The sequence below is a fragment of the Acidovorax sp. FJL06 genome, from assembly GCF_003852545.1.
Taxonomy (GTDB): Bacteria; Pseudomonadota; Gammaproteobacteria; order Burkholderiales; family Burkholderiaceae_C; genus Acidovorax.
Genome location: NZ_QAJR01000005.1, coordinates 97,273 through 110,215, shown reverse-complemented (window position 1 = coordinate 110,215; position 12,943 = coordinate 97,273). Strand labels below are relative to the sequence as shown.

The following is a 12,943-nucleotide window of genomic DNA, read 5'->3' as shown; positions in this document are numbered from 1 at the left end:
CGGCGGCGCGGCTCAGCGCAGGCGCGCCTGGAGCTGGCTTTCGATGTCGTTGCGCTCTGCAGCAAATTGCTGGGCGTTGATCTCGTTCGATTCAAATTTGCGCGCCGTGGAAAGCAGCAGCACCGTGTTTTCCAGGCGCGTGTCCTGCTGCAGCGACGGTGGCAGGGCCGTGAGGCGGTCAAAGCTCTGCTTGTACAGCTCGCTCCAGCTGAGTGCACCCGCCTGGGCCTGGGCCCGCGCGTTGTCATGCCATCGCGAGAACTCCTCCAGCGCCCCGTCGCGGGGGCTGGAGCAGCCCAGCAGCGTCCCCAGGAGCACCAGGGCCGCCCAGGGCCGGGGCCTGGTGCGTGTGCAAAGAATGTCTGCAGGGATCCGAAAACGTGGGGTCACGATCGTCCTCCATTCCTGAATGCCACCAAAATCAAGGTGTGCAGCGCCGAATGGTACTCTGATGCTATCGTTTTTGCTACGGTGTTGCTGTTTTGACCCACACGCCCGCGTGTCGGGCGTGGTACCCAAGCCGCCAGGGGGCTCAGTGGCTCACAAAACCGCTGGACAAAATCTCGTCCAGCCCGGCAGGCAGGTGCAGCACCGAATCCACCGACTGCACGGCCACGTCCGGCATCAGCACGGTCACCGCCGCCAGCACAGCCAGCACCACGGTGCCCAGGAAGGCGGCCACGGCGCGCGCTCCGGGTGGGAGGGAATGGCGTTTCATGATGAGATCCTCGTCATCAAGAGACAAAAAAGGGTGGGCGTCGCAATGACCGCCCGGGCAGCCTCAATGGCTACTGCATAGGATTTCAGCAAGGTGCCGCAGTTCCGTCTGTAAGACAAGGGCGATACAGGGGCTCCATAGGGAGGCTGTTACGGCTGGTTGCCTTCTTTGCGAAACCGAAATGCGCAGAGAGGTCGATGCGTGGGGGCGGGGCGGGGCAGGGCAGGCAATGCTCTGGCCTTGGGTGGGTTCCCAAAGTCGACGATCTGGCGCCGTCTATGTCAGGGATGCCCGAACGTTTGGGTGCCGATGTTCGAAGGCATTTTTCGATGCAAGAGCGGGTAAAGAAAAAGCCTGCAAGTTTTTCAACTTGCAGGCTTCATATTTGGTGCCCAGGAGAGGACTCGAACCTCCACGATGTTACTCGCTAGTACCTGAAACTAGTGCGTCTACCAATTCCGCCACCTGGGCTTTCAGATCAGCTTTGAATTATAGAGCGTTTTTTGGGGCCTCCGGCCAAATCGCTCATTTTTTTGAAAATTGTGTGCGGCATCTGCTTTTCAAAGGGGAGGGCGCAGTTGATGGGTCTATGCACTGGCGCAGGCGGCTGGTGCGATCTGCGCCAGCCGTGCTGGCATCCGCAGGTTGCTGTCCGCGCAGGCAGCGGTTGGGTACTTGCACTGTGCATTCGAAAAATAAAAAAGCCGCTGTGGGTACAGCGGCTTTGATATTTTGAAAACCGTCGCCGGTTCTCGTTAAACTTGGTGCCCAGGAGAGGACTCGAACCTCCACGATGTTACTCGCTAGTACCTGAAACTAGTGCGTCTACCAATTCCGCCACCTGGGCATTTCAGGAAAGACTCAGATTGTATAACAAAAAAACCACCCCCGGCGCGCAGTCCGCGCATTTGTCGGACGAAATTGAAGGCAGCGTGCAGGGGCACCGTGATGGACACGGTTTCGTCATCCGCGACGATGGCGAAGGCGACATCTTTATTCCCCCCAACGAAATGCGCGCCGTGCTGCACAAAGATCGTGTGCGCGTGCGCATCGTGCGCCAGGACCGCCGCGGCCGCCCCGAAGGCCGCGTGGTCGAAATCATCGAGCGCCCACCCCAGCCCATCATCGGCCGCCTGCTGCAGGAAAGCGGTGTGTGGCTGGTGGCGCCGGAAGACAAGCGCTACGGCCAGGACGTACTGATTCCCAAGGGTGCCACTGGCGCCGCCAAGCCGGGGCAGGTTGTTGTTGTTGAACTCACCGAGCCTCCCGCGTTGTTTGGCCAGCCCGTGGGCCGCATCACCGAGGTGCTCGGTGAGGTCGATGACCCCGGCATGGAGATCGAGATCGCCGTGCGCAAATACGGCGTGCCACACGAGTTCTCGGCCGAGTGCCTCGCCCAGGCGAAGGACCTGCCCGACAAGGTGCGCGCGCAGGACAAGAAGCGCCGCGTGGACCTGACCGACGTGCCGCTCGTCACCATCGACGGCGAGGACGCGCGCGACTTCGACGATGCCGTGTACTGCGAGCCCGCCAAGGTGGGCCGCAGCAAGGGCTGGCGCCTGCTGGTGGCGATTGCCGATGTGAGCCACTACGTGGAGACCGGCAGCGCCATTGACATTGATGCGTATGACCGCGCCACCAGCGTGTACTTCCCGCGCCGCGTGATCCCCATGCTGCCCGAGAAGCTCAGCAACGGCCTGTGCTCGCTCAACCCCGAGGTGGAGCGCCTGTGCATGGTCTGCGACATGCTCGTCACCGCCAAGGGCGAGGTGCACGCGTACCAGTTCTACCCGGCCGTGATGTTCAGCCACGCGCGCTTCACGTACACCGAGGTCGCAGCCATCCTGGCCAACACGCGCGGCCCCGAGGCCAGCAAGCGCAAGGACCGGGTCAAGGACCTGCTCAACCTGCACGACGTGTACCGTGCGCTGCTCATTGCACGCCAGGCGCGCGGCGCCGTGGACTTCGAGACCACCGAGACACAGATCGTCTGTGACGAGAACGGCCGCATCGAAAAGATCGTGCCACGCACCCGCAACGACGCACACAAGCTCATCGAGGAGGCCATGCTGGCCGCCAACGTGTGCAGCGCCGACTTCATCGCCCAGGGCGGGCAGCCCGGCCTGTTCCGCGTGCACGAAGGCCCCACGCCGGAGAAGCAGGAGATCCTGCGCAACTACCTCAAGGCCATGGCCGTGGGCATGACGATTGGCGACGACCCCAAGCCGGGCGACTTCCAAGCCATTGCCGAGGCCACCAAGGAGCGGCCCGACGCGCAGCAGATCCACACCATGCTGTTGCGCTCCATGCAGCAGGCCATCTACACGCCCGTCAACAGCGGCCACTTTGGCCTGGCGTTCGAGGCGTATACCCACTTCACCAGCCCCATCCGGCGCTATCCCGACCTGTTGGTGCACCGGGTCATCAAGGCCATTCTTAACAAAACGCAGTACAAGCTGCCCGCGCTGCCCACGCCGGGCGAGGCGCATGCCAAGCTGGCCAAGCGCCTGGCTTCGCGCGTGGCCGCGCCCGGCATGAAGCCGCGCAAGGACGTCAAACCGCCAAGCCGCGAGACCCAGGCCTGGGAGGCCGCAGGCCTGCACTGCAGCGCCAACGAGCGCCGCGCCGACGAGGCCAGCCGCGACGTGGAAGCCTGGCTCAAGTGCAAGTACATGCGCGAGCACCTGGGCGAGGAATACAGCGGCGTCGTCAGCGCAGCGACCAGCTTCGGCATCTTCGTCACTCTGGATGCGATGTACGTCGAAGGCCTGGTGCACATCACCGAGCTGGGCGGCGAATACTTCAAGTTCGACGAGGCGCGCCAGGAACTGCGCGGCGAGCGCACCGGCATCCGCTACGCCATCGGCGCGCGGGTGCGCGTGCAGGTGAGCCGTGTGGACCTGGACGGCCGCAAGATCGACTTCCGCCTGGTGCGCGAGGGCGAGGAACTGCTGGGCCGCGCGCTCAAGGACAAGGGCGTGGGGGCCGACGGTGCCGGTGGCGGTGCTCGCAAGGCTGGTGGCCGTGCAGGCGCGCGCAAGGCGGACAAAGGCGCTGCCATGTCGGCCACCGAAAAGGCGGGCTTGACGCGCGAGCGCGCGGCGCGTTCGCCCATCCAGTCGCTGAAGGCTTCGGTCAAGAAGGCGGTGGAGGGCAAGCCCGGCAAAGGCAAGGCGCGCAAGCCGCGCCGGGGGTGATCGGCCCCAGGGCCATGGGCGTTGATGGTTGATGCTGGTTGCTCATTAATTGATAGCTGCTATCGCTTTTTGGATGGGCGATAGCGGCTATTTTTATTGAACTCTCTGGGATGCCTGCGTGCTGGCTGGGGCCAGACCATCCAGAAAACGGGCATACCGCTGCGCCGTGTCGGCGGGCGCTTCCATCATGGGCAGATGGCCGATGCCGGGCAGGGTTTCCAGGTGGGCCCGGGGCAGCAGCTTTCGCAGGGGCTGCAGGCCGGAGCGGTCGAACACGCGGTCGCTGTCACCCCACAGCGCCAGCACGGGGTGCTGCTGCAGGCCGCCCAACTGTTGCTCCAGCAGGTAGCGGTCTTTGAGCTGTGCATCCCACAGGCGGGCGTTCGATGGCGCATGGCTCAGTGCCGCCTGCTCGCTGGCGTGCAGGATGGGGTAGGGCAGGAAGGGGCGCTTTTCAAACACCAGATCCATCATGGCGCTGAAAGCTGCCGCGTCGTGGGCGATCAGCGGGCGCTGCCCGGCGTCGATGAGGCGGTCCATGGGGCTGGGCTTGGGCGAGCGGATGCCATGGGGCGCGCCGATGAAGGCCACGCTGGCCACGCGTTCGGGGTGTTGCAGCGCATACAGCGCGGCAATGGTGCCACCCATGGAGTTGCCTGCCAGGTGGGCCTTCTCGATGCCCAGGGCGTCCAGCAATGCGCCCAGGCGCTGGGTGTGCGCGGCGTAGTCATAGGGCTGGTCTTCCAGGCGGGTGCTCTCGCCAAAACCGGGGAAGTCGGGGGCAATCACCCGGTACTGGCCGGTGAGGGGGCGCGCAAAATCCACCCAATGGTCCTTCTCCGCAAAAATGCCGTGCAGCAGCACCAGGGGCGTATTACCCGGGTTGCCAGACGCCGGTGGGGGCGGTGCACCGCTGTCCAGGTAGTGGATGGTGTGCATTGCGGCGGTGGTGGTTTTTTCTTCCATGCCCGAGAGGCTGCGGTTGAGGTGCAGCAGGGGCTCCTTGAGCAGCGACGGCGCGCCGTAGTAGAGGCCGATGCTGCCCAGGGCCAGGGCGGTGGCAACAGAAAAGAAGGCAATGCGTTTCAAGAACCAGTCTCCAGAAAGAAAAGTAAGGGCGACGTGCGGGCGTTGGTCTGCCGCAGCGCGCCGTGCTTGGCGGCACGCACATGGCCCGGGCAAGACTACCGAGAGCCGTGCTTCAAGACTTGTAGGTTTGGGCTATGCCGCAGCGAACGAACACCCTGACGCTGGGCACTGACCGGGCGCTGTATGTGGGTGAGATCCCGGCCACGGGCTGGCATTGCCATGCATCGCCTGTGTTGCTGATGGGGCTCTCGGGCCGGTTTGCTTTGCACTGGGGGCCGGGGCGGGTGGAGACCTGCCGCAGCGCGCTGGTGGATGCGGGCGTGGAGCATCTGTTCGACCCTTGCGGCGAGGTGGTGGCGCTGGTGTACCTGGAGCCGGATTCGCTGGAGGCGCGCAGCCTGCGCAACATGTTCCAGCGGCAAGGCGGGGTGTTGCTGGATGTGGCGGCGCCCGTGCGCACCCGTGCCGCTATGGACGCTTGTCTACACGCCTTTGATCTACCGTCCCTTCTGCATTGCCACCTGCTGGAGGCCGGCCCCCCGCTCGACCCGCGCGTGGCCCGCAGCCTGCAGTTCCTGCGCCGCCCGCAAGAGGAGCAGGGGCGCCTGGCGCGGGCGGGGCTGGCATCTGTGGCACAGCTGTCCGCTTCGCGCTTCAATCATTTGTTCCGCGCCGAAATGGGCGTGAGCCTGCGCAGCTACCGCGTGTGGTCGCAGGTGCGGCTGGCCATGGCCGGGCTGGCGGTCAGCCCGCGCCTGACGGATGCGGCACTGCATGGTGACTTTGCCGACTCGGCGCATTTCAGCCGCATGTTCCGCCAGACCTTTGGCATGACGCCATCGAGTGTGCTCAAGCCGCTGCGGCAGGTCACGCTGCTCGGGTAACTCCCGGTACCCGCCCATCAACCGCCCACGTGCCGCGCCAGTGCACTGGCTGTCAGCGCCTGGCCCGCTGGCCAGGCATCGGCCGCCTGGCCATGTTGGTACACGGCTTCGCTCGCTGCGCGCAGGGCGCTGGCACCGGCGGCCAGGTGCGCGCCCACCATGCCCGCCAGCACATCGCCCGTGCCTGCCGTGGCCAGCCGCGCATTGCCCGTGGGGTTGATGGCCGGAACACGGTCGGGCGCCGCCACCACCGTGCCCGAGCCTTTGAGCACGGCCACGCAGTTGAACTGGGCTGCCAGCTGCTGCGCGGCGCCCAGCCGGTTGGCCTGGACTTCGGCGGTGCTCAGGCCCAGCAGGCGGGCGGCCTCCAGCGGGTGGGGCGTCAGCACCGTGGGTTGCCCGTGCTGGCCGCGCGCCACCACCAGCGCGTGCAGCGCGGCTTCGGTGGCGATGGTGTTGAGTGCATCGGCGTCCAGCACCAGGCGGGCCGCGCGGGTGATGACCTCGGGCAACACCCGCGCGACGGCCTGGCCGCCGCCACAGCCGCAGACCACGGTGAGCTGCTCCAGTGCCAGCGCATCGAAGCGGCGGAACATCAGCTCGGGCTGCTGGGGGGCGAGCTGCTGGTGGCCGTTGTCGAGCAGGGCCACCAGCACACGGCCCGCGCCACCGTGCAGGGCCGCCGACGCGGCCAGCAGCGCGGCGCCCGCCATGCCCTGGCCGCGCGCGGCCAGCCCCTCGCCACCCACCACGGCCACGTCGCCGTAGCTGCCTTTGTGACTGGCATGGACACGGGGCGCGGGCAGAGGGGGGCCGCAGAGCCAGGCCGTGGGCGGCTCGTGCCCGGGGTGGGTGCCCAGGTCGTCCCACCACACCTGGCCCGCAGCATCGCGCCCGGCGGCGGTGAACAGGCCGGGCTTGAGGGTCAGCAGGCTCAGCGTGTGGCGTGCAGGGCCTGGCGTGTGTAGATGATGGTGCTGCGCAGCGTGGGGCGCAAAGCCTGCCGCGAACTGGCCGGTGTCGGCATCCAGCCCGCTGGGCAGGTCCACCGCCAGCACGGGCGTGGGGCTGTGCTGCAGGGCGTGTTGGCAGGCCTGCAGTCGCGCATCGGGCACACGGATGGGGGCTTGGGGTGACGAGGACAGGCCAATGCCCAGCAGCGCGTCAATGCACAGGTCATCTGCGCCGAGGTTGGTGGGGGCGGTGTCGGCCCAAACAATGCCAGCGGCCTGCGCGCGTTGCCAGGACGCCCTGGCATCCACCGGGGCCTTGTCGGGCTGGCCCAGCCAGGTCACCACCACCTGGCGACCGCTGCGCCGCAGGTGCATGGCGGCCTCTAGCCCGTCGCCCCCGTTGTTGCCGGGGCCGCAGGCGATCCACACCGTGCGTGCGTGGGGCGCCAGGGCCTGGGCCAGTTGCGCCACGGCCAGGCCTGCGCGCTGCATCAGCGTGTGCGGGGGCAGGGCTCTGGCCGCCGCCTGCTCGATGCGGCGGGTGGCGGCGGTGTTGAACAGCGGGTGGGGTTGGTGGGGCGTGATGCGGTGCATGGTGGCGGCGGGTGCTGCACGGCGCCATGCCGTGCGCCTGCCATTGTGCGTTGCCGCCCCCAGGGCGACAACGCGCCGTGCGTCAGAACTGCCGCATGCCCAGGCCGTCGAGTGGCACCTCGGGCTCGCGCTGTGCCATCAGGTCGGCCAGGGCGCGGGCGCTGCCGCAGGCCAGGGCCCAGCCACCCGCGCCGTGGCCGGTGTTGAGCCACAGGCCGGGCACGCCGCTGGCGCCCACCACCGGAGCACCGTCGGGCAGCAAGGGGCGTGCGCCGCGCCAGACCTGGACCCCCGAGGACAGCTGCGCGCCGCCCGGGAACCAGTCGTTGAGCGTGCGGTACAGGCGCTGCAACGTGGCGGTGTGGTGCTCGGCATCGGCACCTGCCAGTTCGGCGCCGCCTGCAATGCGCACACGCTGCCCCAGCCGGGTGATGGAGATCTGCTGGGCCACGTCCACCACGCTGGCTTGGGGGGCGTGGGTGGATTCGCGCAGCGGGGCGCTGACGGAGTAGCCATACACCGCCGCCATCGGCAGCCGCAGGCCCAGCGCCGGCAGCAGTGCGGCCGAGGCCATGCCGGCGCACAGCACCACGGCATCAAAACGCCGCAGGTCGGTCTCGCCGTGCACCACCACGCCTGTCGGGCTGGTCCCGATGCGAGCGATGCGGGTGTTGAAGGCGAAGTGCACGCCCGAGCCTTGTGTGCCCTGGCGCAGCAGCTGCGCAAACAGGCGGCAGTTGCCGGCGCGGGCATCGGGCAGGTGGATGGCGCCTGCCAGTGGTGCTTCGGGGGACAGGCCGGGCTCGATCTGGCGCGCCACATCGGCGCCGATCTCTCGCAAGGCCACGCCGCTGTCGCGCAGCACCTGCAGCGCGGGCTGGAGCTGGGTGCGCTCTTGTTCCGTGCGCAGCAGCACCAGCCGCCCTTCGCTGGCTTCCAGGTCGAGTTCGTGCCGGTGGGCCAGGGTCTGGAGGCGGCCCTGGCTGTATTGCGCCAGGCGTTCCAGGGCTGCGGCCGGTGCGCTGCCGGCGCGCGCTGTGCTGCGCCAGCGCCGCAGCCAGGCCCAGTTGGCGCGGCTCCACCCGCCGGCCAGTCGCAGCGTGGCGTGCGGCCCCATCAGCCGCAGGGCATGGCCGAACCCGGGCACGGCCCAGGGGCTGAGCAGGTGGGGGGCGAGCAGGCCGGCCGTGGCAAAACTGGCTTCTTCGGCGGCGGCGCTGCGTTGTTCAAAGACGGTGACTTCATGGCCGTCGCTGGCCAGCTCGTACGCGGTGGTGACGCCGACAATGCCGGCGCCCACGATGGCTATCTTCATGGGTTGGAGTAATTCTGGCGTCTGGCGCTTGATTATCAAGCGCTGGCAGCTATTGTTTTTGTAGTATTTGCTCGATCTGCCGGCCCACATTGAGCACGGTGTCATCCCGCAGGGCCCCGTGCCAGACCATCAGGCCCACCGGGAGTTCCCCCGCTGTGTGGCAGGGCAGGGACAGCGCGCAGCCGTCCAGCAGGTTGACCACGCTGGTGTTGCGCAGCAGCAGGTTGTTGACGCGGAAGAACTCGGCGTCTCTCGCCGCGTCCTGTGCCTTGTCGGCTCCGGTGGCCGGGGCGACATCGGCAATGACAGGCGCCACGATGGGCACGGTGGGCGAGAGCAGCGCGTCGTAGCCTTCCATGTCGGCCTGCATGCGCGCGATCCACTGCTGGCGGGCCTGCAGCAGGTCCAGGTATTCCCAGGCCATGAGCGCGGCACCCCGTTCGATGCGGGCGCGCACCCGGGGGTCGTAGCGGTCACCTGCACGCTGCAGCAGGTCGCGGTGCCATGCGTAGCTTTCGGGGGCTGCAAAGCCATAGGCGGGCTGCTCCAGCGCGGCAGGCAGGGCGATGGTGTCGATGCGGGCGCCGGCCTGGCGCAGGGTTTGCAGGCTGCGCTCGAAGGCGCGGGCCACGGCGGTGTCCAGCCCGTCCAGGAACAGGGTGGATGGAACGGCCAACTTGTACTGGGACAGCGGCGCCAGGCTGCGCGTGACGCGCCGGGCCGCCAGCACCTCGTGCGCCACGATGGCGTCGCGCACGGTGCGTGTCATGGCGCAGGCGGTGTCGAGCGTGGTGGACAGCGGCACGGCGCCGGTGGTGGGCGCCAGGTGGGCGGTGTTCTTGAAGCCCACAATGCCGTTGAGCGCTGCGGGGATCCGGATGGAGCCACCGGTGTCCGACCCCAGTCCAATGAAAGCCGCCCCCGTGGCCACCGACACCCCGGCACCCGAGGAGGAGCCCCCGGGCACGCGTGGTGCGCCGGGCAGGGCGCCAAACCGGGCGTCCCAGGCGGCGGGTGTCCCGTGGTGGGGGTTGATGCCCACGCCGGAGAACGCGAACTCCACCATGTTGGTGCGCCCGATCAGGCTGGCCCCCGCCGCACGCAGGCGGGCGACGGCGGGGCAGTCCTGGGCGGCCGCAGGCGCATCGGCCAGAACGGTGGAGCCCGCAGGCGTGGCCTGGCCTGCGATGTCGAACAGATCCTTGACGGACACCGCCAGTCCCGCCAGAGGCAACTGGGCCACGCCGGCCTGCACCGCCGTGGTGCGCGCTTCGTCGAACATCGTCCGGACAAAGCTGTGGGCATTGGCCGGGGCCTGGGCGGCTTCGATGCAGCGCTCCAGCTCGGCGGGCGCGGTGGCGGCACCGTCCCGCAGTTGGCCTCGGGTGGTGATCAGGTCAAGAAGCATGGTGTGCTAGAATCTTTGGGTTTTGCTGGGAGCTACAGCGCAGGCGGTGCATGCACTGTATGTGTGGTGGCCCTCGCAAAACCAATCGCAAAGCAGCCCCGTCAAGGTGTTGCGGCGTTCGTGGGAAACACGGCGCTGCAAATATGGGGGCTGATTTTAGACCTAACCTTTGGAGTATTTTTATGTCCGTTACCATGCGCGAAATGCTGGAAGCCGGTGTCCACTTTGGTCACCAAACCCGCTTCTGGAACCCCAAGATGGCCCCCTACATCTTCGGCCATCGCAACAAGATTCACATCATCAACCTGGAAAAGTCGCTGCCACTGTTCCAGGAAGCCCAAAAGTTCGCCAAGCAACTGGCGGCCAATCGCGGCACCATTCTGATGGTCGGCACGAAGCGCCAAGCCCGTGAAATCCTGTCCACCGAAGCCCTGCGCGCTGGCGTGCCTTTCGTGGACCAGCGCTGGCTGGGTGGCATGCTGACGAACTTCAAGACCGTGAAGACCTCGATCAAGCGCCTCAAGGACATGAAGGCCCAGCAAGAAGCTGGCCTTGAAAGCCTGAGCAAGAAGGAGCAACTGACGTTCTCCCGCGAAATCGAAAAGCTCGAAAAGGACATCGGCGGCATCCAGGACATGGCTGCCCTGCCCGACGCCATCTTCATCATCGACGTGGGCTTCCACAAGATCGCCGTGGCCGAAGCCAAGAAGCTGGGCATTCCGCTGATCGGTGTGGTCGATACCAACCACTCGCCCGAAGGCATCGACTACGTGATCCCTGGCAACGATGACTCGGCCAAGGCCGTGACGCTGTACGCCCGTGGCATCGCTGACGCGATCATCGAAGGCCGTGCCAACGCCGTGAACGAAGTGGTCAAGGCTGCTGCGTCCGAAAGCTCGGACGAGTTCGTGGAAGTGCAAGAAGCCGCCGCCTGATACCCGGCTGCGCGATACGTCGCGAAGAAAAGCGGGGCCCCTGTGAGCCCCCTTTTTTTTAGGCTGAATCCAATCGATTGAACTGAATACTGAAGGAATAAAGATGGCTGCAATTACCGCAAGCATGGTTGCTGAACTGCGTGGCAAGACCGATGCCCCCATGATGGAATGCAAGAAGGCGCTGACGGAAGCCGACGGCGACATGGCCAAGGCGGAAGAGCTGCTGCGCGTCAAGCTGGGTACGAAGGCTGGCAAGGCCGCTTCGCGCGTCACGGCTGAAGGCGTGGTCGCCAGCTTCATCAACGGCACCACCGGCGCCCTGGTCGAAGTGAACAGCGAAACCGACTTCGTCTCCAAGAACGACAGCTTCATCGCGCTGGCCAACGCCGCCGCCAAGCTGGTGGCCGAGCACAACCCCGCCGACGTGGCGGCCCTGGGCGCACTGGCCTACGAGCAAGACAGCTTCGGTCCCACGCTGGAAGACGTGCGCAAGGGCCTGATCGGCAAGATCGGCGAAAACATGTCGTTCCGCCGCTTCAAGCAATTCAGCGGCTCCAACCTGGCGGCCTACCTGCACGGCTCGCGCATCGGTGTGGTCGTCGAGTTCGACGGCGACGCTGCCGCCGCCAAGGACGTGGCCATGCACGTGGCTGCCATGAAGCCCGTGGCCCTGACCAGCGCCGACGTGCCTGCCGACCTGATCGCCAAGGAGCGCTCGGTCGCTGAAGGCAAGGCCGACGAAGCCAACAAGGAACTCGTCGCTGCTGGCAAGCCCGCACAAAGCGCCGAAATCACCGCCAAGCGCATCGACGGCGCTGTGCAGAAGTACCTGAAGGAAGTCTCGCTGGCCGATCAGGTCTTCGTGAAGGCTGCCGACGGCAAGCAGACCGTGGCCCAGATGCTCAAGGCTGCCAACACCACCATCAAGGGCTTCACGCTCTACGTGGTGGGCGAAGGCATCGAGAAGAAGGTCGACGACTTCGCTGCCGAAGTGGCCGCCCAAGTGGCTGCCGCCAAGGCCGCTGCCTGATCGCTCCCCACAACAACCCCACCCAAGCCCTGCACCACCTACCGGAGAAATTTCCCATGTCCCACGCCGCACCAGCCCACAAGCGCATCCTGCTCAAGCTGTCTGGTGAGGCGCTGATGGGGGATGACGCCTTCGGCATCAATCGCGCCACCATCGTCCGCATGGTGGAGGAGATCGCCGAGGTCACCCGCCTGGGGGTGCAGGTGGCGGTGGTGATTGGTGGGGGCAATATTTTCCGTGGCGTCGCGGGCGGCTCGGTTGGCATGGACCGCGCCACCGCCGACTACATGGGCATGCTGGCGACCGTGATGAACGCGCTGGCCCTGGCCGATGCCATGGACAAGCAGGGCCTGGTGGCCCGCGTGATGTCCGCCATCGCGATCGAGCAGGTGGTCGAGCCCTATGTGCGCCCCAAGGCCTTGCAGTACCTCGAAGAGGGCAAGGTCGTTGTGTTTGCCGCTGGCACGGGCAATCCCTTCTTCACCACCGACACGGCGGCAGCCCTGCGCGGCGCCGAAATTGGTGCCGAACTGGTGCTCAAGGCCACCAAGGTGGACGGCGTTTATACTGCCGACCCCCAGAAGGACCCCACGGCCACGCGCTACACGAAGCTGAGCTTTGACGAGGCCATGTCCCGCAATCTGGGCATCATGGATGCGACCGCCTTTGCCCTGTGCCGTGACCAGAAGCTGCCAGTGAAGGTGTTCTCCATCATCAAGCACGGCGCCTTGAAGCGCGTGGTGATGGGTGAGGACGAAGGTACGCTGGTTTACGCTTGACGACGATGGATGGGCCTGCTGGGATGCAGGCCGGTCCCTAG

General features: G+C 66.6%; 11 protein-coding genes and 2 tRNA genes. 5 read left to right on the top strand and 8 right to left on the bottom strand.

The annotated features are described in order from the left end of the window. Positions 1–12 precede the first annotated feature (12 nt). The 4 genes from DBV10_RS03745 to DBV10_RS03730 form a co-directional block, all read right to left on the bottom strand. On the bottom strand, positions 13–390 hold the full coding sequence (locus DBV10_RS03745) for a hypothetical protein (protein WP_233589793.1): 378 nt from the start codon (positions 388–390) through the stop codon (positions 13–15). 142 nt (positions 391–532) lie between these two features. After that, a complete protein-coding gene (locus DBV10_RS03740; protein WP_124510768.1) occupies positions 533–718 on the bottom strand; it encodes a hypothetical protein in 186 nt (61 codons plus the stop codon). 386 nt (positions 719–1,104) lie between these two features. Continuing rightward, positions 1,105–1,189 (bottom strand) — tRNA-Leu (locus DBV10_RS03735). A 291-nt stretch (positions 1,190–1,480) separates the two neighbouring features. Then, positions 1,481–1,565: transfer RNA gene (locus DBV10_RS03730), tRNA-Leu, on the bottom strand. A 19-nt stretch (positions 1,566–1,584) separates the two neighbouring features. Between DBV10_RS03730 and rnr the strand changes: the two genes are divergently transcribed. Then, complete coding sequence (rnr, locus tag DBV10_RS03725; protein WP_124510766.1) at positions 1,585–3,915, top strand: ribonuclease R; 2,331 nt, start codon at positions 1,585–1,587, stop codon at positions 3,913–3,915. A gap of 93 nt (positions 3,916–4,008) precedes the next feature. Here rnr and DBV10_RS03720 read toward each other — a convergent pair whose 3' ends face one another. Beyond that, positions 4,009–5,004, bottom strand: coding sequence for an alpha/beta fold hydrolase (locus tag DBV10_RS03720; RefSeq protein WP_124510764.1), 996 nt, complete (start codon positions 5,002–5,004; stop codon positions 4,009–4,011). A 134-nt stretch (positions 5,005–5,138) separates the two neighbouring features. Between DBV10_RS03720 and DBV10_RS03715 the strand changes: the two genes are divergently transcribed. Further along, complete coding sequence (locus DBV10_RS03715; protein ID WP_124510762.1) at positions 5,139–5,888, top strand: AraC family transcriptional regulator; 750 nt, start codon at positions 5,139–5,141, stop codon at positions 5,886–5,888. 17 nt (positions 5,889–5,905) lie between these two features. On the opposite strand, the gene DBV10_RS03710 is transcribed toward DBV10_RS03715, so the two are convergent. From DBV10_RS03710 to DBV10_RS03700, 3 genes are all read right to left on the bottom strand, one after another. Beyond that, positions 5,906–7,435: an NAD(P)H-hydrate dehydratase gene (locus DBV10_RS03710; protein ID WP_124510760.1), complete on the bottom strand. Its 1,530-nt coding sequence runs from the start codon at positions 7,433–7,435 to the stop codon at positions 5,906–5,908. A gap of 82 nt (positions 7,436–7,517) precedes the next feature. Continuing rightward, positions 7,518–8,750, bottom strand: coding sequence for an FAD-dependent oxidoreductase (locus DBV10_RS03705; RefSeq protein ID WP_124510758.1), 1,233 nt, complete (start codon positions 8,748–8,750; stop codon positions 7,518–7,520). A gap of 49 nt (positions 8,751–8,799) precedes the next feature. Beyond that, positions 8,800–10,158 (bottom strand): amidase, encoded by a 1,359-nt coding sequence (locus DBV10_RS03700; protein WP_124510756.1) that lies wholly within the window; start codon positions 10,156–10,158, stop codon positions 8,800–8,802. Positions 10,159–10,340: 182 nt separating this feature from the next. Here DBV10_RS03700 and rpsB point away from each other — a divergent pair, with 182 nt between their 5' ends. From rpsB to pyrH, 3 genes are all read left to right on the top strand, one after another. Further along, positions 10,341–11,093 (top strand): 30S ribosomal protein S2, encoded by a 753-nt coding sequence (gene rpsB / locus DBV10_RS03695; protein WP_124510754.1) that lies wholly within the window; start codon positions 10,341–10,343, stop codon positions 11,091–11,093. A gap of 103 nt (positions 11,094–11,196) precedes the next feature. Continuing rightward, on the top strand, positions 11,197–12,123 hold the full coding sequence (gene tsf / locus DBV10_RS03690; RefSeq protein ID WP_124510752.1) for a translation elongation factor Ts: 927 nt from the start codon (positions 11,197–11,199) through the stop codon (positions 12,121–12,123). A gap of 56 nt (positions 12,124–12,179) precedes the next feature. Further along, a complete protein-coding gene (pyrH, locus tag DBV10_RS03685) occupies positions 12,180–12,902 on the top strand; it encodes a UMP kinase (RefSeq protein WP_026436856.1) in 723 nt (240 codons plus the stop codon). Positions 12,903–12,943 lie beyond the last annotated feature (41 nt).

What these genes read in the sequence shown, in the direction of transcription:
- DBV10_RS03740 (WP_124510768.1), bottom strand. Translation starts at nt 718, where the DNA reads ATGAAACGCCATTCCCTCCCACCCGGAGCGCGCGCCGTGGCCGCCTTC.
- rpsB (WP_124510754.1), top strand. Translation starts at nt 10,341, where the DNA reads ATGTCCGTTACCATGCGCGAAATGCTGGAAGCCGGTGTCCACTTTGGT.
- DBV10_RS03705 (WP_124510758.1), bottom strand. Translation starts at nt 8,750, where the DNA reads ATGAAGATAGCCATCGTGGGCGCCGGCATTGTCGGCGTCACCACCGCG.
- DBV10_RS03715 (WP_124510762.1), top strand. Translation starts at nt 5,139, where the DNA reads ATGCCGCAGCGAACGAACACCCTGACGCTGGGCACTGACCGGGCGCTG.
- tsf (WP_124510752.1), top strand. Translation starts at nt 11,197, where the DNA reads ATGGCTGCAATTACCGCAAGCATGGTTGCTGAACTGCGTGGCAAGACC.
- DBV10_RS03700 (WP_124510756.1), bottom strand. Translation starts at nt 10,158, where the DNA reads ATGCTTCTTGACCTGATCACCACCCGAGGCCAACTGCGGGACGGTGCC.
- DBV10_RS03710 (WP_124510760.1), bottom strand. Translation starts at nt 7,435, where the DNA reads ATGCACCGCATCACGCCCCACCAACCCCACCCGCTGTTCAACACCGCC.
- pyrH (WP_026436856.1), top strand. Translation starts at nt 12,180, where the DNA reads ATGTCCCACGCCGCACCAGCCCACAAGCGCATCCTGCTCAAGCTGTCT.